This is a genomic window from Candidatus Neomarinimicrobiota bacterium (assembly GCA_041154365.1).
Classification (GTDB): domain Bacteria; phylum Fidelibacterota; class Fidelibacteria; order Fidelibacterales; family Fidelibacteraceae; genus Fidelibacter; species Fidelibacter multiformis.
Genome location: AP035449.1, coordinates 2,213,063 through 2,238,445 on the forward strand (window position 1 = coordinate 2,213,063; position 25,383 = coordinate 2,238,445).

The 25,383-nt window shown below is 51.5% G+C and carries 20 protein-coding genes; all 20 read right to left on the bottom strand.

Annotation, left to right across the window (positions count from 1 at the left end; translation table 11 throughout):
- Positions 1 to 17: 17 nt before the first annotated feature.
- The gene (locus strainIA91_RS09475; protein WP_400166536.1) at positions 18 to 2,264 is read right to left on the bottom strand and encodes an ATP-dependent helicase; all 2,247 of its coding nucleotides are present in this window, start codon (positions 2,262 to 2,264) and stop codon (positions 18 to 20) included.
- On the bottom strand, positions 2,261 to 3,340 hold the full coding sequence (gene mltG / locus strainIA91_RS09480; RefSeq protein ID WP_400166537.1) for an endolytic transglycosylase MltG: 1,080 nt from the start codon (positions 3,338 to 3,340) through the stop codon (positions 2,261 to 2,263). The genes strainIA91_RS09475 and mltG overlap by 4 nt, the downstream gene beginning before the upstream one ends.
- 24 nt (positions 3,341 to 3,364) lie before the next feature.
- Complete coding sequence (gene ahcY / locus strainIA91_RS09485) at positions 3,365 to 4,774, bottom strand: adenosylhomocysteinase (protein WP_400166538.1); 1,410 nt, start codon at positions 4,772 to 4,774, stop codon at positions 3,365 to 3,367.
- 15 nt (positions 4,775 to 4,789) lie between these two features.
- Entirely contained in the window at positions 4,790 to 5,134 is a 345-nt protein-coding gene (locus strainIA91_RS09490; protein ID WP_400166539.1) for a phosphomannose isomerase type II C-terminal cupin domain, read from the bottom strand.
- A 12-nt stretch (positions 5,135 to 5,146) separates the two neighbouring features.
- Positions 5,147 to 5,638, bottom strand: coding sequence for a polysaccharide biosynthesis/export family protein (locus strainIA91_RS09495; RefSeq protein WP_400166540.1), 492 nt, complete (start codon positions 5,636 to 5,638; stop codon positions 5,147 to 5,149).
- Between the two features lie 2 nt (positions 5,639 to 5,640).
- The gene (locus strainIA91_RS09500; RefSeq protein WP_400166541.1) at positions 5,641 to 6,423 is read right to left on the bottom strand and encodes a hypothetical protein; all 783 of its coding nucleotides are present in this window, start codon (positions 6,421 to 6,423) and stop codon (positions 5,641 to 5,643) included.
- Entirely contained in the window at positions 6,420 to 7,427 is a 1,008-nt protein-coding gene (locus strainIA91_RS09505; protein ID WP_400166542.1) for a hypothetical protein, read from the bottom strand. Before strainIA91_RS09505 ends, strainIA91_RS09500 begins: the two co-directional genes overlap by 4 nt.
- On the bottom strand, positions 7,424 to 11,980 hold the full coding sequence (locus tag strainIA91_RS09510; RefSeq protein WP_400166543.1) for a C25 family cysteine peptidase: 4,557 nt from the start codon (positions 11,978 to 11,980) through the stop codon (positions 7,424 to 7,426). Before strainIA91_RS09510 ends, strainIA91_RS09505 begins: the two co-directional genes overlap by 4 nt.
- On the bottom strand, positions 11,973 to 12,746 hold the full coding sequence (cdaA, locus tag strainIA91_RS09515) for a diadenylate cyclase CdaA (protein ID WP_400166544.1): 774 nt from the start codon (positions 12,744 to 12,746) through the stop codon (positions 11,973 to 11,975). Before cdaA ends, strainIA91_RS09510 begins: the two co-directional genes overlap by 8 nt.
- Positions 12,739 to 13,923 carry a dihydropteroate synthase gene (gene folP, locus strainIA91_RS09520; protein ID WP_400166545.1) on the bottom strand — a complete coding sequence of 395 codons (1,185 nt, stop codon included), beginning with the start codon at positions 13,921 to 13,923 and terminating at the stop codon, positions 12,739 to 12,741. Before folP ends, cdaA begins: the two co-directional genes overlap by 8 nt.
- A gap of 169 nt (positions 13,924 to 14,092) precedes the next feature.
- A complete protein-coding gene (gene ftsH / locus strainIA91_RS09525; RefSeq protein ID WP_400166546.1) occupies positions 14,093 to 16,282 on the bottom strand; it encodes an ATP-dependent zinc metalloprotease FtsH in 2,190 nt (729 codons plus the stop codon).
- A gap of 2 nt (positions 16,283 to 16,284) precedes the next feature.
- Positions 16,285 to 16,872: a hypoxanthine phosphoribosyltransferase gene (gene hpt, locus strainIA91_RS09530; RefSeq protein WP_400166547.1), complete on the bottom strand. Its 588-nt coding sequence runs from the start codon at positions 16,870 to 16,872 to the stop codon at positions 16,285 to 16,287.
- Positions 16,841 to 18,241 (bottom strand): tRNA lysidine(34) synthetase TilS, encoded by a 1,401-nt coding sequence (tilS, locus tag strainIA91_RS09535; RefSeq protein WP_400166548.1) that lies wholly within the window; start codon positions 18,239 to 18,241, stop codon positions 16,841 to 16,843. Before tilS ends, hpt begins: the two co-directional genes overlap by 32 nt.
- 41 nt (positions 18,242 to 18,282) lie before the next feature.
- The gene (locus strainIA91_RS09540; RefSeq protein WP_400166549.1) at positions 18,283 to 18,915 is read right to left on the bottom strand and encodes an MBL fold metallo-hydrolase; all 633 of its coding nucleotides are present in this window, start codon (positions 18,913 to 18,915) and stop codon (positions 18,283 to 18,285) included.
- Positions 18,908 to 19,777: a PHP domain-containing protein gene (locus strainIA91_RS09545; protein WP_400166550.1), complete on the bottom strand. Its 870-nt coding sequence runs from the start codon at positions 19,775 to 19,777 to the stop codon at positions 18,908 to 18,910. Before strainIA91_RS09545 ends, strainIA91_RS09540 begins: the two co-directional genes overlap by 8 nt.
- A gap of 8 nt (positions 19,778 to 19,785) precedes the next feature.
- A complete protein-coding gene (gene dxs, locus strainIA91_RS09550) occupies positions 19,786 to 21,642 on the bottom strand; it encodes a 1-deoxy-D-xylulose-5-phosphate synthase (protein ID WP_400166551.1) in 1,857 nt (618 codons plus the stop codon).
- Position 21,643: 1 nt separating this feature from the next.
- The gene (gene pdxT / locus strainIA91_RS09555) at positions 21,644 to 22,222 is read right to left on the bottom strand and encodes a pyridoxal 5'-phosphate synthase glutaminase subunit PdxT (RefSeq protein WP_400166552.1); all 579 of its coding nucleotides are present in this window, start codon (positions 22,220 to 22,222) and stop codon (positions 21,644 to 21,646) included.
- Positions 22,223 to 23,104: a pyridoxal 5'-phosphate synthase lyase subunit PdxS gene (pdxS, locus tag strainIA91_RS09560; RefSeq protein ID WP_400166553.1), complete on the bottom strand. Its 882-nt coding sequence runs from the start codon at positions 23,102 to 23,104 to the stop codon at positions 22,223 to 22,225.
- A gap of 18 nt (positions 23,105 to 23,122) precedes the next feature.
- Complete coding sequence (gene ispH / locus strainIA91_RS09565) at positions 23,123 to 23,971, bottom strand: 4-hydroxy-3-methylbut-2-enyl diphosphate reductase (RefSeq protein WP_400166554.1); 849 nt, start codon at positions 23,969 to 23,971, stop codon at positions 23,123 to 23,125.
- Positions 23,968 to 24,972 carry a bifunctional oligoribonuclease/PAP phosphatase NrnA gene (locus strainIA91_RS09570; RefSeq protein ID WP_400166555.1) on the bottom strand — a complete coding sequence of 335 codons (1,005 nt, stop codon included), beginning with the start codon at positions 24,970 to 24,972 and terminating at the stop codon, positions 23,968 to 23,970. Before strainIA91_RS09570 ends, ispH begins: the two co-directional genes overlap by 4 nt.
- Between the last annotated feature and the right edge of the window lie 411 nt (positions 24,973 to 25,383).

Sequence of the window (25,383 nt, forward strand, 5' to 3'; positions counted from 1 at the left end):
CCCCTATGGGATCCGGATCATTCCGAAAACTGCAGGAATTTCGCGGCGATTGTTTTCACAACCCCGCCCTGAAATGCCACACGAAAGGCCGGTTGTGAACTGGGGACTGATGTCAAAACCTTCCCCCGGCCGTAGACCTTATGGTTCACGGTATCACCCACACGGATTCTTCGGGAGGATGCCAGGGGCAAAGTTGACGAATCATTGGCTGTTTTTTTGCGGGAAGGAGTACTTCCACTTTTCCGCTTCGGGGGAGAAGAACCCCCGACAAATGACCTTTCAATATCCCGCTCCCCCAGTCCAAAAAGGAATCTATCGCGGGATTTTTGTTTTTCAAACCCGGTTTTTTCCAGGCAGTCCGGAGGAATTTCCTGTGTAAAGGGACTCGCGATGGAGGGCATCCACTGGCCGTAACGAAGGCGGCGGCGGACACAGGTAAGCACACAGTGTTTCATCGCCCGGGTGATACCCACATAAAAAAGCCGACGCTCTTCTTCCAGTTCCTCCTCCTTCTCCTTGGCCCTTTCCAAAGGAAACAAACCATCCTCCAGGCCGGAAATAAACACGATTGGAAATTCGAGTCCTTTGGCACTGTGAAGTGTCATGAGCACCACAGCATCAGCCGCGTCTTCCCACTGATCCACATCCGTCAAGAGAGAGAGTTCCTGAAGAAAATCCTCCAGAGTGGCGCCTTCATTATTTTGTTCAAACTCGCCGGCGCTGTTGACAAATTCTTCCAGGTTTTCCAGGCGGTCTTCATTTTCATTGTTTTTATCGTCGGTTTCATACTGGCTTTGATAGCCGGATACCCGAAGGACTTCTTTGACGGCATCGGTAAGGGTAAGCGTTTCAAGGCGGGACCGGAGATGGACCATCATGGATAAAAAGCTTTTCACCCGGTGCCTGGCTGCAGAACCGAGTCCGGCCTCCTCAGGATACTGGAGCGCTTCCCAAAGGGTTCGATGGGTCTCTTCGGCAAAATCTTCCAGGCGTTCCAGACTGGTTTTTCCGATTCCCCGGGTGGGATTGTTGATAATCCGTTTTAAACTCACCGCATCACTGGGATTTACCAATACTCTGAGATAAGCCATGATGTCCTTGATCTCTTTCCGATCGTAAAAACGGGTGCCTCCGACGATGATATAGCGGATCTGACGGTTCAGCAGGGCTTCTTCCAGTTGTCTGGACTGGGCATTGGTCCGGTAAAGAATGGCATGATCCCGGTAACGGAAGCCACGAAAATGATTTTCCCGGATGGTATTGGCAATATATTCCGCTTCATCATGGTCTGTTTCAGCCTGATGGAGGATGATCTTTTCCCCCTTATCCGATTCAGTCCACAGGGTTTTGTCTTTCCGGTTCCGGTTTTTTTTCACAACAGCCGAGGCGGCTTTGAGGATGGTGGCAGTGGAACGGTAGTTCTGCTCCAGCTTGATGATGGTAGGATTGGGAAAAGTCTCTTCAAAATCCAGGATATTGCGGATATCGGCACCCCGCCAGCCGTAAATGGACTGATCATCATCCCCCACCACACAGATGTTGTGATGTTTTTCACTGAGTGCTTTGAGAAAGAGAAACTGGACCCGGTTGGTGTCCTGGTATTCATCCACAAGGATATAATCATAACGGTACTGCATCAGAGTGAGGACCTCGGGGAATTTTTCAAAAATCAAAAGGGGCATGATAAGAAGGTCGTCAAAATCCATGGCATTGTTGGTTTTTAGCTGCTGTTGATAAGCCTTGTAGATGGCCACCTTTTTTTCCGCCAGAAAATCGCTACGCATAACTTTCAGAGCCTGATCGGGAAGGATCATCTGCTGTTTGCAGTCACTGATAAAATATTTCATGCCATTGGCGGTAAGGGAAACGGCGTTGACAGCCATGGAATGCATCAGATCCCGGATGAGCTGGAGGGAATCGGCTGCATCATAGATGGTAAAATCCCGGGTGTATCCCAGGCGATGGGCTTCTTTCCGAAGGAAACGGGCATTGATGCTGTGAAAGGTTCCCATAGAAACCCTGGCGGCTTCGGGACCTAACATATGGATAAGACGCTCCCGCATTTCTCCGGCGGCCTTATTGGTAAAGGTGACTGCCAGAATCCGTTCGGGAACGGTTTTTTTTTGTTCCAAAAGGTATGCGATTTTTCGGACCAGGACCCGTGTTTTTCCGCTGCCGGCACCGGCGAAAATAAGGAGAGGACCATCGGTGGTAAGGACGGCTTCACGTTGCCGGGGATTGAGGTTGTCCAGAAGATGTGTCATGGAGACGGAGCCTTTTCACGTTGTTGTTGACGGTATACCTCCCAGCGGACCTGCTGAAAGGCTGCTTTGGCTTTCAGATGTTCCCTGTGGGTTCGGGAAAAAACATGGGACCCATCCCCCCGGGCGACAAAATAAAGGTATTTTGTGGTGTCGGGAAAAACAGCCGCCAGAATGGCATCCCGTCCCGGACTGTTTACCGGTCCGGGTGGAAGTCCACGGTAAAGGTAAGTGTTATAGGGCGAATTGATCTCCAGATGGCGCTGACGCAGGCGGATTTTAGGTCCGGGTACAATATACTGGATAGTTGGATCGGCCTGGAGTTTCATGCCCCGTTTCAGACGGTTATAGTAGACCGACGCAATGACGGGCATTTCGTCGTGGATCATGGCCTCGCCCTGGATAATGGAGGCGACCGTGATGATTTCCTCCACGGTTTTGCCTTTTTGACGGATCACCTGCCGGAGGGAATCATCCACTTCAACCAGAAACTGACGGATAAGGCGGCGAATAATTTCCCGGGGGCTGGCATTTTCATAAAAGTCGTAGGTTTCAGGATAGAGAAATCCTTCGAGGGAGGAAATTTCAAAAGGAAGATGAAAAAGATGGGCACTGTCTTTATAGGCTGCAAAATCCTCTGCTGAAAAGGAAAAATGTTTGCTGAGCAGGATGGCCGTCTCTTCAAATTCCAGTCCTTCGGGAATAGTCACCCGGATTTGGAGAGGTTGGGCTACCGAAAGAAAATTAACCAGCTTCCCGTAACTGAGTCCACCGGGAACCCGGTAAGTACCGGCCTGGAGTTCATCGGTTTTCCCTTTCAGCCGGGCGCTCCAGTAAAAACGGCGCCGGGATTCAATGAGTCCCTGCTGTATAAGGGAATCGGCAATCTGTGTAAAGGGCGCTCCCCGGGGAATATGGAGGGTCACCAGGGTATCCGAAGCCAGAGGATTGGCTTCTTTGGCAGGAATCCGTAAAAGAAAAATACCGGCGATGACAGCACAGAGAATCAGGATAAAAATCTGACGCGACGAAAGCTGTTCCCTTTTATTGGGATTTCGGGGGCTGAAACGCCTGAGCATTGAAATGTCCCGCTTTTAAATGGATTAATACCGGTAATGATCGGGCTTATACGGTCCTTCAACCGGCGTGCCGATATATTCCGCCTGTTTTTCCGTGAGTTCCGTGAGTTTTACACCCAGCTTTTTCAGATGAAGCCGGGCAACTTTTTCATCCAGAACCTTCGGCAGACGGTAGACTTTTTTCTCATGGTCATTGGACCAGAGTTCGATCTGGGCCAGGACCTGATTACTGAAGGAATTGCTCATGACAAAGGACGGGTGACCCGTGGCATTGCCCAGGTTCACCAGGCGGCCTTCAGACAGGAGGATGATGGAGTGGCCGTCGTCAAAACGGATCTGATCCACCTGGGGTTTGACATGGATTTTTTGGGTATCAGGACGATCCAGGACGGCATCCACCTGAATTTCATTATCAAAATGACCGATATTGCACACAATGGCCATATCCTTCATGGCAGCCATGTGATCAGCAGTAATCACATCGCAATTACCGGTAGCCGTGACGAAAATGTCCGGGGCATCTTCCTGGATGGCCTCTTCAATAGTTTTAATTTCATAGCCTTCCATGGCAGCCTGGAGGGCACAGATGGGATCAATTTCCGAAATGATCACCCGGGCACCAAAACCTTTCATAGATTGGGCGCATCCTTTGCCCACATCACCGTATCCGCAGATCATGACGGTTTTACCGGCCACCATGATATCCGTAGCCCGTTTAATGCCGTCTGCCAGGGATTCGCGGCAACCATAGAGATTATCAAATTTGGATTTGGTCACGGAATCATTCACATTGATGGCGGGAAAAAGGAGTTTTCCCTGCTCCATAAACTGATAAAGCCGGTGAACGCCGGTGGTGGTTTCTTCACTGACACCCCGGAGGCCTTCCGCCACACGATGCCAGCGTTTGGGATCGGCGTCCATCTCCTGAAGGATGAGCTTGTGCATAATCCGGAGTTCTTTATTCTTCGCCGTGATTTCCGGCAAAGTGCCGGTTTCGGCGTATGCTTTTTCCAGCCTGACGCCTTCATGGACAAAAAGGGTGGCATCGCCGCCATCGTCCACAATCAGGTGCGGCCCTTTATCTCCGTGAAGAAGAGCCATCTGGGTACACCACCAGTACTCTTCCAGGGTCTCCCCTTTCCAGGCAAAGACGGGAATGCCGGCATCAGCCATGGCAGCTGCGGCATGGTCCTGGGTGGAAAAAATATTGCAGCTGGCCCAGCGCACATCTGCTCCCAGGATTTTGAGGGTTTCCATGAGGACAGCCGTCTGAATGGTCATGTGAAGGCTTCCCGTAATCCGGGCACCTTTCAACGGTTTGGTGTGACTGTATTCTTCCCGGATGGACATGAGCCCGGGCATCTCTTTCTCGGCAAATTCAATCTCTTTTCGGCCAAAAGGCGCCAGAGAGATATCGGCTACTTTGTATTTCATCTGCTTCCTGTTTTTTTATACACGGTTAAAATCATCTTCATACCGGATGATGTCGTCTTCTCCAAAATAGTCCCCGATCTGGACTTCAATAAACACGGCTTTGTCGTTTCCTGTATTTTCGATCCGGTGTTTGTTCCCGGCAGGGATATAGATATGATCGCCGGCTTTGTAGGGCTTGCCTTCGTCATTGTTTACCACGTTCACATCCCCCCGGGTAATGACCCAGTGTTCACTGCGGCGTTTGTGACTCTGAAGGGAAAGACGCTTACCAGGGAGAACGGTGATCCGTTTCACCTTGTAATCCGGTTCATCCAGCAAAACTTCAAACATACCCCAGGGGCGTTCTTCGATGTAATTCATGCTTCTCTCCATTTAAGGTCTGGACAGATACCAGGAGGTGACGGCAAAAACATTCACAATAGACAGGATGGCGCTGAAAGTTCCCAGCACATCCGTCACCTGTTTCATAAACTTGGGGGGAATCATGATGGTATCGCCGGGACGAATGACCGGTAAAAGTTCTTTGTCACCGGTCTCGATATATTTTTCGATATCCACCGTGACGAGAATTTCCTCTCCTTCGGTTGTCCGTTCATTCCGGAGGACACGGACGTTGGTAAGTTTGGCCATATTGGTAGGTCCTCCGGCATAGGAGATAATACCGATAATATCACTGGTCAGGGGGACATCATAGATTCCCGGACGGACCACCTCGCCCCAGATTTTTACGGGATAGAGAAGTTCCGCCTGTTCCTGTCGCCCCAGGTTGTATCCGCTGGAGGTCATGGACCCCACATTCTGGGCGCTGAGGATTCCCGCAAAAAGGGTGAAGAGTACGAGTGTGATCCCAAATTTTTTCATCATGTTCATTCCTTTACCTGAAAGATTATCCATGGACTTTCACTGCCTTCGATTTCAAAGCCGGCCGGATCCTGGCGTCCGATGGCATCGACTTTCCAGCGGTAAGTATGATCCGGCGAGAGTGCCGATTCCGTGGCTTTGCCGTCTGTGTTAAAGGTCACCGACTGGCCCTGGCCCGTATAATCAAAGCGGGGCACACCATAAAACCATACGGTCTGCCGGGTTGTGATATTTTCAAGGCGAATATAATAATAATTGATGGAATATTGAAAGTCATTGGGAAATTTCCAGCTGAATTCAGGTTTCACCGGTGCTTTTTCCGAAAGGTTGGGCTCACAATCGCCGGGAGAGGGAGTGAGATTATAGCGGACCGTGTCGGAAGGTTCGCTTTTATTTTCCGAAACATCCAAAGCCCGGATATAATAGTAGTAGAGGGTGCCGAATTCAATTTCCGTATCTACATACTCTGTATCGGAGAGGGCGGGATTGAGAGAATAGGCATAAACCGTATCTATGGCAAAAAAGTCCAGCTCGCCTGTTTCGCTGGTATCCGGCGCCCGGTAAATGATATAGCCTTCCAGCTCCGGGTCAGGATTTCGGGTCCATTCCAGGTAGATTCCCGCCATTTTATCATCGGCATCAATGCCTGTTTCTTCATAATCCCAGGGAAGGGATTTGGGCACCATGAAAGGTCTTTGTGGCGGATTGGGATCTTCCACATCCTCACATCCAACAGTGAATAACAGCAACAATCCCAACAGGAGGATTCCAAAGCGTTTTGCTTTCATTCGGCATCCTCCCGGGTCAGGGTCAGTGAAACCTTATGTCCCACATCCAGGGGATGGTCCTGGAAAGCATAATCCACAATCAGGTGATATTTTCCCATGGGAAAACGCACGCCGGCACCGGCATTCATGCTCAGGTCGTCTTTGCCCAGGCGAAAAGCCAGCGCATCCATAATCTCCCACTCCACTCCCCAGTGGAAGGCAGGATCATCGAGCCAGACATTTTGTACCATGAGACGTAAATCGGAATAGAGAAAACGGACCGGCTGATGGAGTGCTGCCCCCCAGAGCATGCGCATTCGGGCCTGATCCACATGTCCGGTGGTCCAGTAGATGCCGGTGGAGTAAACATTCTGGGCTGTCACACCGAAAACAATTTCCCCCAGGTTGCGGATATAGAAAATCTCATTCCCGGGGATTATCAGGCGGAGTCCCGCATCGGCACCGATGCCCCGGGCAGATTCGCCATACAATGATTTATTCAAAACCTTTACGGAAATCCCCACAGGATTTTCGATAAAAAATTCATCATATTGCCAGCCCAGATCAATGCGATGGCGGATATGGCGGCCCAGGGTGAGGGTAATCAGATCCTCCCGGCTGTCAAACGTGGCATAGGTTCCCGCCTGGGTGCGGACAAAGTCCCGCCGTTCCAGGGTAGTCATGGAACTTAAATCCGGATGTTCTTCAATGGCATTCACACCTACCCGGTTCCAGAGGACAGACCAGTGCCAGTGATCACCATAGCGGTTTTTATAGCCCAGGCCATACTGAAAGCCCAGACCGAACAGGGCATTGTACTGGAGGTAAGTTTCCATCTTACGGCCATAAGAGAGTCCGGCAGGGTTGATAGGTACCGCCCGAATACCCGTCAACTGGGTTACCCCGATGTGTCCTGTTCCCATAGCGGCGGCAGGATAAGCGGCAATCATGAAGGCATCCCCATATTTGCCGGCCCAAAGGGCAGTGATACCAAGAAGAATTATGTACACACATCGTTTCATCATTTCAGTTTCACCACCTTCCCCCGAGCGGAAAAGCGTTCAGCAGAAATAATACCATGTATGCGATAAAAATAGACTCCGTTTGCCACAAATTCATCGTCTTTATCCCGGCCATACCAGGGGACTTCATGATACCCCACATCGTTGAGGGGCAGGTCGGTTTCGGCATTGAAGCGGTCGATGCGAAGAATCCGCCGGCCTGAAAGGGTGTAAATATCGATATAAACCTCATCAAACTGGGAGGTGAGTTCATAAATAATCTGGGTCCGGGCGCCGAAAGGATTGGGAAAACAGCCGTAATCGATAATTCGTGCAGAGCCTGTGGTCAGGAGTTCATACTCCGGCGAACAAGTTTCATTGCCCATGCCATCCATGGCCCGGACAGCCAGGGTATGGGTTTTTCCCAGGGTAAAATCGGGACTGAAATTGAGTCCCAGGCGCCGTCCGGAGGGATCCAGGACCCATTTTACGGCACCGTCCGTCAATTTTTCTCCGTCCAGCCACACGCCCCAGGTAAGGGGATCGGGATGAACGGTTTTATCATCGGTAATGATGGCGGAAAAACGGGCACCGCCTGAGACATAGGATCCGGGAAGAATTTCCCTGGAATTGACGGTAATTTCGATATTGGGTCCCTGGGTATCCAGGGGACGAACCCGAAGGATATAGCCGGGCATGGTGCCACGATACCCGTTTTCCACGTGAATGAGGGATAAAAGTCGTTTGCTATCAGGATCGTATACCGCAGGAATCCGGGTTGTATCTGTGCCGGCGGGACAGGTAATTGTATAGCTTACACCAGGTGAATCAAAATCCAGATAAAGGGCCTGAAGGGAATCCATCTCTGCCCCGGCAGACGTGAGATCAAAGAGGGTATCCACCAGGTTCACACCAGCAACCACAGGACTGCTTTCGGTAGTAAGGTTGAGTGTCTGAAACCAGGGATGGGTCAGGGAGAGTCCCTGGGGATAAGCAGAAAACCCGGTTTCATCTGCTTTTAGCCAGCGATTCATCAGGGTATCGGTCCACACATTATCCGTGGAATCTGTTTCCAGGTATTCGAGGGGAAAAATATCAAGAGTGATGGGGACTTCTCCATAGGGCAGGATCCAGTCCGGTATATAGTTGCCGGCCCCTTTGATGAGAAGCAGGGTATCCGTTTGAACAGGTTGTCCGGTCATCGTGCACCGGGCTTGTACGGCAATTTCGTCATCCACGGTGGAGCCCAGGGACAGGCGGAGCCCTTTATCAGAAGGTGTTACACCGTATATGGTCAGATCGGCACCGGGGAGGGGCTTGAGGATAAAAGATCCGGACTGTGTCTCCTGTCCGTTGTCATCCACAACCCGGATGGTCAGGGTTTTCCCGCCGGGAGAATCCCAAAGAATCGGACCGGATTCGTAAAGATCGTTTCCTTTGGCTGTCAGGAGTTCTTCACTCTCATCCTGCCAGCGGATCAACACGCTATCCACACCCTGTGAATCGAAAACTTTTACCTGCACCGATGCCTGTCCGCCGATTTCCGGCGGATTGCTGCTAAAGGACGGGTCGTAAATCACGGAAGCCCCGAAACTGAGGGGGGCATGGCCGGCCCGGTACGTTCTTTCAATATCATCCCAGTAAAAAACAGTGACATCACCTCTTTCAGCGCTTATGGTATCCGGCAGGGTGATGGTAAGCCGGGAACCGGATGCCGGTTTCAAAATTTGGTTTTGCAGGATGGGATGTTTGTTATCCCGGCTTCCCCTGGATGTCAGGTCCAGGGAAGCAGAAGGTGCGGAAAACCCGGGAATTTCCAGAGTGACAGATTCTCCCGGTGCGGCATCGGGGGGGGTGATTTCCAGTATGTTTTTAGCATCCTCAAAGGGTAAAACAATGGAGGGATCCCCCAGAATATTGTACTGATAAAAACCGGTTTTGGCATGGGTCGCCCAGCCGGTAGTGGATACATACTGGAGTTTACCCCGCTGTACAGCCTGTCCAAAAGATACACCTTCTTCAAAAAGGTACTGATAAATGGCCTGAAGCATCAAATAGTCATTCACCACCCACCCCAGACCGGAAGAGCCCAGAAAGCCCACTGAACCACCGGTCAGGCGGGTCAGGCCTTCACCCAGGCCCCGTTCCGTTTCAAATGCCGCCGTAAAACAGGTAAAGGATGTAATCACACAGGGTTTTTCGCTATTTTCAAGTCCTTCCACATCATCCAGGGTAAACAGGCTCCGGTCCGCCCATACGGCCCCGCCGCCATGTCCGCGAAAATTGATCAGGGGACGTCCTGCATTGATAAAATCGGACAACGTGGCCGTGGTACCGTAAAAAGGGCCTGTTTCGGCACTGGGATTAATATACAGGCGATCGATCTGGACCCCGTCGGGCATTTGTTGGCTGATCACGGATTCGGTTTGCTGTTTGAATTCATCTTCATAACCGGCAATCATCACAATACGGTTAAGCCAGTTATCCACCACGGGCTTTTCATGCCATGCCCGGAGTTTGGCCAGCGCGTTGGTAAGCTGCTCCGTATCCCGGACCGGCAGACGGCCGATGATCATTTCCTGGTAGAAATCCTCATCCACATCGCCGAACCAGGTATCGGTAATGCAGGCTCCGTAACGGTAGGTTTGAAAAAATTGGGTGGGAATCAGCATACCCTCTTTTTCCGTGGACCGGCCGGTCGCCCCGGCATCTCCTACGAGGAGTGCATAGCGGGGACGGATGCTCCAGGTATCCCAGGCCTCTTTCAGATAATCCCGGATGGCGTAGGGGGTCCGGTTACCCCAGGCATAGCGGTCGTACAGGCGGGTTACATCCACCACGACAGGAGTAAATCCCCGTTCGGTCTGTAAATCAATGAAATCCTCCAGATCCTCCATGAAATCCGGATGGGAGATGATGATATAATCCCCTTCGGCAGCAGTAAAGGTCTCTTCAGCCGGATCCCTGAAAATCACCGTATCGGCAGGAACCAGACCTTCAGGCCCCACTGCAGTATAAACCTCCCGACCGGTGAGGGATTTATCCTGAAAAAGCACAGAGTACCCCCGGTATTTGGCATCGTAATACACCACATAGTCCCGGAGCCAAAAACGGTCGTTTTTCAGAATCATCACGTCGGGTGTTGAAAAGCCGTTGAGTTCGTACAGATATTCACCGGGACCGGTTTCCATGGGAGTTTGGAAGCGGAGCTGATCCCCGGAGGTCCGGAAATAGCGTTCATATTCGATTTCAGCCCAGTCCAGGAGGACCATGTCGTAGAGCCGGTCGATGGTCGGATCGCCGGACATCACCACGGTCAGTTGATTATCCCCGTTATGCAGGTGACCGTGGGAAAAATTTTGACCTTCGCTGGTGACGATTTTTTCTTTTTGTCCCTCCCAGTTATCTACTGCCAGAAAGCGGTTATTGAGGAGGACTGTGAGTTCATGCTTTGGGGCACCGTAGGTAATTCCCTGAAATTTCAGGCGGATTTTCACCTGGCGTTCGGAATTCTGTTTGGGATGATCCAGGGAAATCAGAAAGGTATCAGAGGTACCGGCAATGATTTGATTGCCAAAAAACCAGTGGTCCGAGACTTCGGACATCTCATCCTGATCCACCTGGGAAAGCTTTTCCCAGCGCTCGGCCCTTTCCAGGCGGGTGATTCCGGTAAAACTTTCAGGCTGATAATCGGCATTTCCTGTGACTTCCCCTGATTCCTCGGTGAAACGGAGTCCTTTTGCCCGGTTCCAGGTAAGTTGAAGCACATCATAGGGACTGTGGGGATTGTGACGGTAGTCTCCGTAGGGGTTGGCCAGGGAATCGAGCCATACCAGGATCTGATCATCGGAAGCCAGACGTTCCGGTGAACGGGCAATAACCCGGGCAGGTTGTTCTTCGCCATGGTGAAAAACCTGAATCCTGTCAGGCCGGATATTCCGGATTTCCACCCCGGCATCGGAAAGCATCCACCCGTCAATGCGGACCATACCCGGTTTGGAGACATGCACGTTGGCAAAGGGTCCGCTGATGAGTGAATTCTGTGTTTTTTTCATCACCGGGTGTACTTGCCGGACTTTTTCAATATAAGGTGCCAGCTTTCCCGATCCGTCCGTAAGGGTGAGGGTCAGGCGGGTGATTTCCCGGCCGGTCGTGGCTGAGGCAGGGATGAGTGGATACACGATGAGGGAAAATCCGCCGCCGGAAAGGGGATGGATATCCCAGGGTTTGTTGATGGTTTTTGGGGGATTTTTTTCCACGATCTCCCGTCCGGCACCGGTAGCTTTTTCCCGGACAGGCATGTATGGCGTATCAAGGGTCAGGCTTTTTTCTTCGAGGATATCCATCTGGACGGAAACGGTGCGGGGATTTCCGTGAAAGAGAAAGACAGCCGCAGGGACCCAGTACCCGTTTACATCCAGCATAACGGTCTGTGGATCGTTGGCCAGATCCTTCCGGTCCCCATTCCAGGAAAGGGTGATACGTCCCTCTTCTTCCAGACGCTGAAAGCCGGCTCCCAAAACCAGGAGTGGAATCATGAGGAGAATAAAGGAATGTAAAATGCGGTATTTAAACATTACGTCCCGACAAATATTTAATCAAATCCGTCCGAAGGGCCGGTTCATCGAGTCCCCGCTTCAAAATCCCCCGGAAGGCGGTGGAAATTTTCCCCGTCTCTTCAGACACAATAATCACGAAGGCTTCGCTTTCTTCCGAGAGTCCCAGAGCTGCCAGATGACGGGTACCGATGGTAGGATCTACATCGGTATTTTCACTGAGGGGCAGAATACATTTGGCAGCAATCACCTGATCCTGGTAAACGATGATCGCCCCGTCGTGAAGGGGTGAATCGGTATTGAAAATGGATAGAATCAATTGTGTGGAGAGGGTCCCGTTAATGGCCACACCTTTTTCCACAATGGTTTTGAGTCCCAAATCCCGGAGAACCACAATGAGTGCCCCGATTTTCCTGCGCTGGAGTTCCATCACACTATGGATGAGTTCTTCTGTAAGGTCATAGGTTTCAGGAGAAAAGAGCCGCCGGACCAGGGGATTTTGTCCCACAATAAGAAGAATGCGCCGGAGTTCGGGTTGAAACACGATGACAAAAAAGATCAGCCAGGCAGTCTGAAGGCTGCCCAGGATCCAGGAAAGGGCCTGTAGATTGAGCAATCGGGCAAAAGATCCCAGCAGGATAAGAATAATTAGCCCTACCACCATCTGTTTGGCCCGGGAGTCCCTGAAAAAGGTATAAATCACGTAAATGAGTCCCGTCACCAACAGGATATCGATAATATCCAGAAGGGTCACCGTTAGATATCCGACATGGAAGAGATCAATCATGCTTGTCTCGTGTTATGGCATCCACCAGGCGCATTGCCTGAACCGTTTCTTTCACATCATGGACCCGCACAATGGACGCACCGTTCAATACGGAAGTTACGACGGCGGCAAGGGATCCGCCAAGGCGATTCGTCACATGGGAACCGTCGATTTTACCAATAAAAGATTTCCGGGATACACCGATGAGGATAGGGACTTTCAGGCTTGACAGTTCGCCCAGGCGCCGGAGAATTTCCAGGTTGTGCTCCAGGGTCTTTCCAAAACCGATACCGGGATCTACCACCAGATGATCTCCGGGGAGTCCGGCATTTTCAGCGATTTGGATACTCTCCGCCAGCCAGTCCAGAATATCCTCCATCAGGTCATCATATTCGGGATTTTTCTGCATGGTCCGGGGGGTACCTTTGATATGCATAAGAATCGCGCCGGCCTGGTGTTTGGCAGCGATATGAGCCAGCTCAGGGGATTGGTGAAAGCCGAAGATATCGTTGATGATGTGGGCACCGGCCTTGATTGCAGCCTCTGCCACGGCTGCCTTGGTGGTATCTACGGAGATAAAAGGTACCGTGCCGGCCAATGCTTCGACAACCGGGATCACACGATCCAGTTCTTCGGCTTCAGAGACGGTTTCGGCGCCGGGACGGGTAGATTCACCGCCAATATCGATGATATCCGCCCCCTCGGAAATCATCTCTTCCGCCCGTTTCAGGGCCTGATCCCTGGAGATAAATAAACCGCCGTCACTAAAGGAATCCGGCGTGAGATTCAAAATGCCCATGACAGCTGTTTTTTCGGTAAGGTCCATAGACTGACCATGGGCCATATGAAGCAGGGAATTGGCCGGTGTAAACAGCAGGGTTTCCAGCTCTTTCCCAATCCGGGGGAGTCTGAAGGGCTGAATTTTCAAATTATCTATCAGCCGCCGGTATTGTGCTTCGGTGGCCATGATGATGGCATGGGTTTGATCCACTTTATGGGTAATGCTATGTTCATGGAGGGCACATTCGGCTCCCAGGCTCAAGCACTCCTGCTTGAGGATATTGGCAGTCACCGGCTTCAGATCCCGGATCAACACCGCGCGAAATTGCCCCTTCGGCAACATGATTTTGATACCGGCAGAATGGACACCAATGCGGTGAAGGAAGGCTTTAAGGGATGTTAATGTTAATTCCTGCATATATCCTAAGTCGCCCTGGCTTACTGAGTAGACCTGCTGAAGTCTGTTCTACTCCTGTCTGAAGTCTCTTTTCCGTGGAATGATATCCGGGGTTCTTTTACCTTCGAAATAAATCCAGTCGTTTGTCTACATCAAGTACCCGGGAAAATGCTTCCCTGGCACTCCCCCCTCACTCCTCGCTATTCGCTACTTTCTCCTCGCTACTCGCCCCTCGCTCCTCGTTACTCTCTCCCCGTTCCTCGCTACTCGCCCTTCGCTCCTCGTTACTCTCTCCCCGTTCCTCGCTACTCGCTCCTCGCTCCTCGCTACTCTCTGCATCAGGCGTCGAAGGAAGTCCCTTCACCAAGGGATCGGTGTCGATACCGGAATCGCGGACAATTTGCAGGAGTTCCTGGTTATCGAGCATTTCACGGCTGAGGAGGGCATCGGCCACCTTGTGGAGGAGGTCCAGGTGGTCGGTGAGGATTTTTTTGGCACTATCGTGGGCAAAGGTTACAATTTCAGAGATTTCGTTGTCGATTTCCTGGGCAGTTTTTTCGCTGTAATCGGCGGTGCGGCCAAATTCACGTCCCAGGAAGATTTCTTCGTTCTGTTTACCGAAAGTAAGGGGGCCCAGTTTGGAGCTCATCCCCCATTCACAGACCATTTTCCGGGCGAGGTTTGTGGCCCGTTCCAAATCATTGCCGGCACCGGTAGTGATATCCTCAAAAACGGTCTCCTCGGCAGACCGGCCGCCCAACAGCACCTGCAACTGGGAAAGAATATAGTTACGGGAGTAGTTGTGCTTGTCGTCCACAGGCATGATATGGGTAACTCCCAGTGCCCGTCCACGGGGAATAATGGAGACTTTATGGACCGGATCGGCTTCCGGCAGAAAAAGAGCCACCAGGGCGTGCCCTGTTTCGTGGTAGGCTGTAATTTTTTTGTCTTTGTCGCTGATAATCATGGATCGCCGTTCGGTACCCATGAGGACCTTATCCTTGGCATCCTCAAAATCCCGCATTTCCACGGCTTTTTTGTTTTTCCGGGCAGCCAGGAGGGCGGCTTCATTCACCATATTGGCCAGATCGGCACCTACCATACCGGGGGTGCTTTTAGCCAGAATTTTCAGGTCCACATCTTTCGCCACGGGAATATGTTTGGTATGCACCTTGAGGATTCCCTCCCGTCCGTTCACATCGGGAATATCCACCACAATCTGGCGGTCGAAACGCCCGGGACGGAGGAGAGCTTTATCCAGGATATCGGGGCGGTTGGTTGCCGCCAGGACGATGACGCTGGAATCGGAATCAAAGCCATCCATCTGGACCAGGAGCTGGTTGAGGGTCTGTTCCCGCTCATCGTGTCCGCCACCGAGTCCGGCCCCGCGTTGGCGCCCCACGGCATCGATTTCATCGATAAACACGATACAGGGAGACGTTTTCAGAGCCTGTTCAAAGAGACCGCGGACCCGGCTGGCACCGACACCTACAAACATCTCTACAAAATCAGCACCGGAGATAGAATAAAAGGGGACCTTTGCTTCACCGGCGGCAGCTTTGGCCAGGAGCGTCTTGCCGGTCCCGGGAGGACCCAGCAGCAGGGCACCGCGGGGAATTTTTCCACCCAGTCGCTGAAAACGGTCGGGGTCTTTCAAAAATTCAATAATCTCCTGCAATTCATACTTGGCTTCTTCACAACCGGCCACATCATTGAAAGTCACCTGGGTTTTTTCCGGGTTAAACATCTTGGCAGGACTTTTCCCGAAGCTGAAAATCCCCTTTTGCCCGCTTCCGTTTCCCTGAAGGCGCCGCATCCAGAAAATCCAAAGACCGATAATGAGAATCCAGGGAATAATACCGATAAGGATTTCGGTCCAGTCGGCCGTTTGCTCTTTAAAGGTGTAGTTCACCCCGTATTCATCCCATTTTTCCAGCATGGGACTGTCCACAAAGGGGATAATAAGTGTAAAGCGGGTGAATTCAAACCGGGTGCCATTCACCGTGACGGTTTGGGGAGATTTGAGTACACCGTGGAATTCATTGCCAATGATCTCCCCTTCCCGGACCTGTCCGGCTTCCAGGTATTCGTTAAACTGGGTATAGGTAATTTCCCGCTCACCGATGGTATTGCTGGCAAACATATTGGCCAGAAAAATGACGGCAACAATAATAAAAATCCAGATGAGGGGAGTCTTAGGGGCTTTTTTCCAGTCGAAACCCGGTTCCCCGCCGGGTTTTTGTCCCGGACCGTTGCCTCCACGGGGTGGACGACCTCCCTGAGGTGGCCGTTTATTCGGGGGAACAGGTCTGCGGGGACCTCCTGGCCGGCGGTTGGAGCTTTGTTTTTTCTTTTGATCTTTATCGGGTGTTTCTTTCATCATCATTCCTGTTTGTTGTCGGGTGCAAAGGCATAAATATCACGAAGGGTCCGGTATTTCTGGTCCAGATCCAGTCCGTACCCCACGACGAAGCGATTGGGTATAACGAATCCAATGTATTCCGGTTCCTTTTTTAACTGGCTTACTTCTTTTTTATAGAGGAAGGTCACTACGCGGAGTGAATGGGGGGCATTGGAGAGCATGCGGTTCCGGAGAAAATTGATGGAAAGACCTGTATCCACGATATCTTCCACAATCAACACATCCCGGTCCGTAATCTGGGCACTGATATCCTTTACCAGTCGGACAGTCCCCGTGGATGAGGTGTGGTGGTAGGAAGAGATTTTGATAAAGTCCATCTCGGTTTCGATGGACATGGCCCGCATAAGATCAGCCATAAAAAAGAGGCTTCCGTTCAGGACTCCCACAAGGATAGGTGGTTTTTTTGCATTTTCCAGGTCATGGGAAATTTGATCCGCCAGTTCTTTCACCCGGGCCTGAATTTCCTGTTCGCTGAAAAGACAGTCGAGTTTTTGTCCTTGAAAAGGTCCTTCGTGATCAATGATCAGATTTTTTTTCGATGAGCTCATAGGTCTCCTTTTGCAGGGTGCAGGTGAGTTTTATGCAGGATGCCGCTCCGGAAGGCACGGAATAATGAACACTTCGGCGAACACCCGGGATCCAGAGAATATTTTCGCCATCCGTCACCACAGGATAGTAAGGCCGGATGAGGGCCGGGATACGGGCATCCTTGAGCAGATCACTCACCAGATGCTTTCCTTTCCCCATGGGTTCCAGGCGGTCTCCCGCTTTCCATCTTCGAATATACACTTTTATATGAATTAAATCATCTGCAAAATAGGCTTCGGACGGATTTGTTTCCCATGATTCGGGAATCTGCCCTTTTTTCCAGTCCAGAGTAATCCAGGAGGTCCAGGCGACACTGGTTTTGGGTTTCCACAGGGTCTTTTTTCCTGTATCCACACCGGTGGTTAAAAGAGCATGATCGGATTCCACAACCACCCGGTATTGATTATCCACCTGAAAAACCCGTCCTTTATCTGCCTCCTGCAAAAAACCGGCCAGTTGATCCAGGGTTTCGCGGCTTACGTGGGCGATGTCATCCTCCTGAGAAAAAAACTCTTTCAATAGAGCCCGTTGACGGTCTGTCCCGAGGGTTCGCCACCGGTCCAGATTGAGGTTCCATCCCCCCGGATAGGGAGAAAAAAGGCGGTCCAGATCCTCACGAAGGTAGGATTTCAACACACGGTATGCCAAGGATGCTGATTCGGCCAGTTTAACAAGATGGTCAGAGATGGCATGAAAGCCGTTTTTTTTCAGGTAGGGGAGGATGGTATAACGGATGCGATTCCGGGTGAAAGATTCATCCTTGTTGGATTGATCCTCGGCATATAGGAGTCCGCGGGTGAGGCAGTAGGCATCGATTTCCTGGCGGGAGACACGTAACAGGGGGCGGCGGATAGTTCCTCTGGCGGGGTGAATCCCCTGGAGGCCGTGAAAACCTGATCCTTTCAGAATACGATAGAGGATGGTCTCGGCCTGGTCATCCATGTGATGGCCGGTGATCACGGCAGTGCAATCCTCCTCTTTGGCCCAGGATTCGAGAAGGTCGTAGCGCATCTCCCGGGCGGTCTGCTCCAGGTTGCCGGATGGAGGGATTGTGAGTTTGTCTTCTCTGAGGGGGATCTCCAGATCGTGGGCAATATGACGGCAGAGGGCTGATTCCCGGGAATCGGCACCGGGACGCAATCCGTGATTGACATGTCCCGCTACCAGGTGCCAGTCCCAGGCCGGAGCCAATTCGTGAAGAAGGTACAACAATGCCACACTGTCCCGACCTCCGGAGAGGGCTACCAAAAGCCGCTCTCCCCGGGTGAGGAGTTTTTCTTCCGTGATGTGCCGGTGCACTTTATGTGCCAGGACTGACCATTCTGTCATAATCAAAGATAAGAAACCCCGGGGGTGAAAACCGCTTTTTTTCAGAGTCCGGCGGTAAAGGGGTTATGTTGTTTTTCATGGTTTACACTGGTTGCAGGTCCATGTCCCGGATAGAGAATAGTCTCGCCGGGAAGTGTAAAAATCTGATCCCGTATCGATGTCATGAGGGCTTCATGATCTCCGCCGGGAAAGTCTGTTCGGCCAACGGAGCGGTAAAAGATGGTATCACCGGTAAAAACACCGGTATCCGTCACAAGGATGATTCCTCCGGGAGTGTGTCCCGGGGTGTGCCGGTAGCTCAGGTTAAAGTGTCCAGCCTTCAATGGCTTTCTCCCATCCAGCCAGGTGACAGGCTTTGGTTCTCCGTGGTATGGCATGTGAAATTGTTCGCACATGGTTTTCAGGTGTTTCAGCACTTCCCGTTCTTTTTCGTGGAGAAAACAGGGAATGGCGTATTCTTTCATGATCAACGGCGCTGAAATAATGTGGTCCAGGTGAGCATGGGTACACACAATTCCAATGGGATTCAGTTCTTTTTCCCGGATAAAATCCAAAATTTTTTGTCCCCGGTCGCCCGGATCGATGATGAGTGTTTCACCGTCTTGGGTAAGAAAATACGTATTGGACTGAAAAATGCCCAGGGCAAGGGAATCAATCTGCATGGGTTTACACATAGGCAGCGATAAAGGTTTTACGATTTTTTAAGGTTTCTTTAAAATCCATCCATCGGCGGATATCCAGGCCGAACTCCCCCAGGGAGGCCTGAGCTCCGGGACGGGAGCCGTGAAAATCGGATCCACCGGTAGGAATCTGTCCGTTATTTGTAGCAATTTCCAGCAGCTGTTGGGACATTTCCTCGTTATGATCGGGGTGCCACACCTCGATGCCATCCAGCCGGGGATGGTTGAGGAGTGGAGTTAATCCGTTTGGACTACTTTTACCGGGGTGCGCCAGGACGGCGATACCTTTGGCGGCATGGATCAAATCCAGTCCTTCATCAAAACTCATTTTCGCTTTGGGCACATAGGCCGGTTTGTCGTAATCCAGGTAAGTATCGAAAGCTTCGCTGATGGATTTCACCCAGCCACGTTCCACCATGACCCGGGCAATATGGGGCCGTCCGGCAGCTGTGGCAGTTCCCAGACCCGCTTCCACCTCTTCCCGGCGAATGGGGAGTCCTAAATGCTGCAATTTAGCCACCATTTTGGCCATGCGTTCGTGACGGACCTTCCGGTAATAGCCCAGTTTTTCATTCAGAGAGGCATCCCCGGGATCGAAACCATATCCCAGAAGATGAAAATCAATTTCCTCATGGAGGACCGAGAGTTCCACACCGGGGATGGCAATACCCCGGAGCTTTTTTTGGAAAGGGACAAAGCCATGGACTGTATCATGATCGGTAAGTGAGGCAGCCATGACCCCTTTTCGGGTAAGTTTCCGGGCTACAGCGGCCGGTGATAGTTGTCCGTCCGAGGCGGTGGAATGGAGGTGCAAATCGGCATAAAAAGCCGTGGAGGAAGTTTTAAAACGAATCACGCCAGTCCTTATTTCAGCAAATCTTTCAGAGTATCGGCAATTTGGGTGGCAGAGAGTCCCGCCTCTTTCAGTAATTCAGTGCGCTTGCCGTGGGGGATAAAGGCATCGGGGAGGGTCATATTCACCACCCGGGTTTTTCCACTGTGGTTACACAGGGCCCGGATCTGCTGACCCAATCCACCGGCTGGTGCATTTTCCTCCACCGTTAAAAGAATCTTATGGGATTCTGCCAGCTGTTTCAGCAGGGCTGTATCCATGGGTTTGATGAAACGGGCATTGACAAAGGTCACGTCGGGAATCACTCCGGCCAGCATACGAAGAGCCAGTTCGGACTCATACACCATGGATCCGTTGGCAATGAGGGCCAGTTTTTTGCCTTTCTGGAGGATTTCCCAGGTGCCGGGTTCGATGGTTTCAGGTTCACGATTCGGCTCAAAGCGGACCGCTTCATCCCGTGGATAGCGAATCACATAGGGTTTATCCGTCACCGTCAGGGCGGAATGCATGAGATTCCGGAGTTCGTTTCCATCTTTCGGCGCAGCCACAATCACATTGGGCAGCATGGATATATAAGAGAGATCAAAAACACCGTGGTGTGTGGGTCCGTCAGCGCCTACGAGTCCTGCCCGGTCCAGGCAAAAAATCACGGGGAGTTTCTGGAGGGACACATCATGCATCAGGGGATCGAGGGCCCGCTGCATAAAGGTGGAATAGATGGCGACAATCGGGCGCAGTCCGTTGGCAGCCAGTCCGGCGGCAAAAGTGACGGCATGGCCTTCGGCAATCCCCACATCAAAAAAGCGGTCGTGAAATTTTTTGTCAAATTCAATGAGTCCCGTCCCTTCCCGCATGGCGGCGGTAATGGCCACGATTTTTTCGTTTTTCTCTGCCAATTCCACGGCTGTGTGTCCGAACACATGGGTATAAGACGGTGCCTTGGGTTTGGGTCCTACCTTGCCGCCCTGAATACCGTGAAAGGTGGTGGGATCGTCTTCCGCTTCTGTAAGTCCTTTCCCCTTTTTCGTAATCACATGGACCAGAATAGGGGTTTTGATATCTTTCAGACGGCGGAAGGTCGCCACCAGGGCCTGGATATCGTGACCGTCCACAGGACCAAAATAGCGGACCCCCAGTTCATCGAAGAGGATACCGGGGACCAGGAGATTTTTCAGGCTCTCCTCCAGCTTTTTGAGTCCACCCCTCAGCATAAATTTGCCCATGGAAAGCTTGCTGGTCAGGTTCCAGATCTTATCCCGGATGCGGTTATAAATAGGATCTGTGACAATCTTGTTCAGGTATTTGGACATGGCACCCACATTGGGGGAAATGGACATGGCATTATCATTAAGGATAGTGATCATCTGTTTTTTCATATTCCCCAGGTTATTCAGTCCCTCGTAAGCCAGTCCGCCTGTGAGGGAACCGTCTCCGATCACCGCCAGAATCCTCCCGGGTTGTTCCAGTAGTTCATTGGCCACGGAAAAACCCAGGGCAGCAGAGATAGAGGTGGATGCATGTCCGGCGCCATACACATCGTATTCACTTTCAGATCGTTTCAAAAAACCGCTGATGCCGCCATACTGGCGGAGGGTGTGGAGTTTATCCCGCCGGCCGGTCAGGACCTTATAGGCATAGGCCTGGTGGCCCACATCCCAGATAATTTTATCCTCGGGCAGGTCAAATACATACAGGAGGGCGATGGTCAGTTCCACCACCCCCAGGGAGGGGGCCAGATGCCCGCCGGTTTTTTTCACTGTTTCAATGATAAAATCCCGTATCTCATCCGCCAGGATCTTAAGTTCATTCACATTGAGCTTTTTCAGATCAGCCGGGGTGTTGACCCCGTTCAGGTATTGGTATTCCATATCACTTCCCGGATTGGGTTACACAGTGCCGGATAAAATAGTCATGGACCCGGACGTCATTGGTGAGTTCGGGATGGAAAGCGGCTCCCAGGAGCTGCTTTTGTCTTACCATCACCGCTTCACCCCGAAAGGTGGCCACAATTTTTGCTTCCTTACCCACTTTGAGGATTTTCGGAGCCCGGATAAAGACGGCATGAAAGGGATGCTCATCAAAGGAAAGAGTTACATCTTCCGTAAAGGATTCAATCTGGGAACCGTAAGCATTCCGTTCAATCACCGCATCCAGGAGTCCCAACTGCCGCACCCGTGGATCGGTGCAGCCCTTTCCCAGCATAATGAGTCCGGCACAGGTTCCGAAAACCGCTTTTTCCCGGGCAAAGGTGTAGAGGTCCTCCCAGGCCAGGCGGTATCCCAATTGACGTGTAATGACGGTAGATTCCCCGCCTGGGATGATGAGCCCGTCCAGATGTGTCAGGTCCGCGGCATATTTAACAATCACCGGTTGGGTTTGGAGGGCTTTCAGGGTCTCTGCATGTTTATGAAAGGCACCCTGAATGGCCAGCACACCGATTTGAAGCACCTACCACCCCCGTTTAGCCAGCTGTTCATCGTCAGGCAACCCCTTGGCAGGCTTGCCGAGCATGGCGTCTTTGAGTCCTTTCGAGACCTCCAGAAGCACAGCCGGATCGGTGTAATAGGTCACAGCTTTCACAATAGCTTCAGCCCGGGCGGAAGGATCGTCAGATTTAAAGATACCCGACCCTACAAAAACCGCTTCGGCCCCCAGTTGCATCATAAGGGAGGCGTCCGCAGGGGTTGCAATGCCGCCGGCAGCAAAATTGGGGACGGGCAGTTGGCCTTTTTGAGCCACAATTTCCACTACGGAAAAGGGGGCGCCCAGGCGTTTGGCTTCTGCCATCAATTCTTCTTTATCCATCATCTGAAGGCGCCGGATGCCCCGGTTGACTTCCCGCATGTGCCGGACCGCTTCCACGATATCACCGGTACCTGCTTCACCTTTGGTCCGCATCATCGCGGCCCCTTCGCCAATCCGCCGGAGAGCTTCTCCCAGATCCCGGCAACCGCAGACGAAAGGCGCTTTAAAATCGTGTTTCCAGATGTGGTTTTCTTCATCGGCAGGCGTCAACACTTCCGATTCGTCAATAAAATCAATCCCCAGTTCTTCCAGGATCTGGGCTTCGGCAAAATGTCCGATACGGCATTTCGCCATGACGGGGATAGAGACAGCCTCTTTAATCTTGAGAATCATTTCCGGATTGCTCATGCGGGCGATGCCGCCGTAAGCCCGGATATCGGCAGGTATCCGTTCCAGGGCCATCACGGCTGCTGCACCGGCATCTTCGGCAATTTTAGCCTGGTCCACATTGGTCACGTCCATAATGACGCCACCTTTCAGCATTTCGGCCAGGCCCACTTTCACTTCATAGGAACTCTTTTCCATGTCAGTCCTTCTTTCCACTCATATCGTTTGAATTTTTTCTATCACATCCCGGATCACCGCATCGGGGGTACTGGCTCCGGCAGTAATCCCTATTGATTGTACGGATTTTAAAACCTCAATATCAAGTTCATCCGCCGAGGCAATGCGTAGGACCTTCGGATTCAGCTTCCGGACCACGGCTTCCAGGCGCCTGGTATTGGCAGAGGTCTCACTTCCAATGACAATCACCGCTTCATTCTCCCGGGCGACCCGTTCGGCTTCTTTCTGATTCAGTCGGCTGGGTGCGCAGATAGTATTCACCACCCGTAAATCCAGCACCCCGGGAATCAGTTCTGCCACAATGGCCTGCAAATTAGCCTGAGTCTGGGTGCTTTGTGAAACGACACCAGCCTTTTTCATGGTAGGAAGATTTCGGGCTTCTTCCGGGGTGGCAATCACCACCGCATCTTTCACCTGTCCTGCAATACCGATCACCTCATCGTGACCATGGTCACCGACAATCAGACAGCGGCGACCTTCTTTTTCCAACTCCCGGATGGCTTTGTGGATTTCCCTTACCAGGGGACAGGTGGCATCGAGGATGGAAAATCCCCGACCGTAGAGTGAATCTTCCACTGCCGGTGTGGTGCCATGAGCCCGGAGAAGAACAGGAGCATCCTGAGGAATATGGTCAGGAGAATCGACAACCTGGACTCCTTGCCGGGCCAGATCCCCGATCACAGCCTCATTGTGGACTATATCACCCAGCATAGTCACGCGACCGTGTTTTTGTGCGGCGTCTTCAGCCATCTGGACAGCTCTTCGGACTCCGGCACAGAATCCACAGCCTTTAGCCACATCGATTGTAATGCGTGATTTACTCTTCATGGTGTTCCCTCAATCGCCCGTTTCACATCGCTCAGGATGGCGGGAATGGCCTCTTCTACCCTTTTTTTCAGATTTGCCCCGGCGGCAAAGGGGTGTCCACCGCCGCCAAAGTGCTGGGCTACTTTATGAATAACCACCCTGCCTTTTGAACGGAGGTTCACCCGGCAGGTTCCGTCCTCCATCTCCTTGAACATGACACTCACCTCCACCCCGGCAATGCTGCGCATGAAATCGCTGAAACCATCCAGGTCATCATAGGTGGCACCATATTTTTCCATCATCTTTTGGTAAATCACAAACCACACCAGCCGCCCGTCAGACTCAAAACGGAGATCCTGAAGAACGTGTCCCAGGAGTCTCATGCGGGCAGGTGAAAATTGTTCATAAATCCGGCAATACATTTTGTAAGGATCGATACCGTATGCAATCAGATCTCCTGCCATGTGATGGTCTTCAGCCCGGGTGTTGGAAAACTTGAAATTTCCTGTATCGGTCATGACTGCGACATAAAGGGCGGTAGCCATGGGAGAATTCAGGTGTGTGGGGTAAAAAACTTTCAGGTAATCATAGATCATATAGCCGGTAGAGGAGGCATGGGTATCTTCGATGGCCAGGAGGTACTTTTCGTGTGATATTTGAGGATGATGATCGATGGAAATCACAGCTTTGCCTGCTTCCCGGGCTGCCTGTCCCACATAACCTGCCCGGTCAAAATCTCCCACATCGAGAAAAATCACAAGATCTGCCCGGTTCACCTCACCGGTATGGATCGTTTTCACAAAAGTAGTAATTTCATGGTTTTCATCCAGAAATCGAAGGGATTCAGGCATAGATGATGGATTGAAGATAGTGACGGATTTTCCCAGTTGGCGCAGGTGATATGCCATGGCCAGTTCAGATCCGATGGCATCACCGTCGGGGTTCAGGTGAGTTGTGAGGACGACGGATTGGACATATTTCAGCCGTTGATTGAACTCCCTCCATTTACTGATTGTTTCCATAGTACCTTTCTTTTGAATGCAAGCGTTTAATTTAAAGAGACTTTTGATATGGAGAAAGAGAAGTTTAAAGGTATTGCAGACAGTCGAAAGTCGTCAGTCGAAAGTCAAAAAGTCGAAAGTCGAAAGTCGGAACCTGTACCACCACCGAACCCTTGAACCCCTGATCCCATGAGCTTCTGAATCCCTGAACCAACCATCAGGAGCGAAGCGACGCCAACTTTCAACTTCCAGCTTCCAACTTCTAGGATATGATTGCCTGCCCCGTGAAATGGGGCGGGGCAGTGACGCGTAACGTGTGACGAGTAACAAGTGGTTTTTGTGGGATAATTTTTATTTTTTGTAATATTTATTAGTATAACTTAGTTAATTGTATAAAATAGTTTGGAATAATCACTTGAAATCAAAAACAGG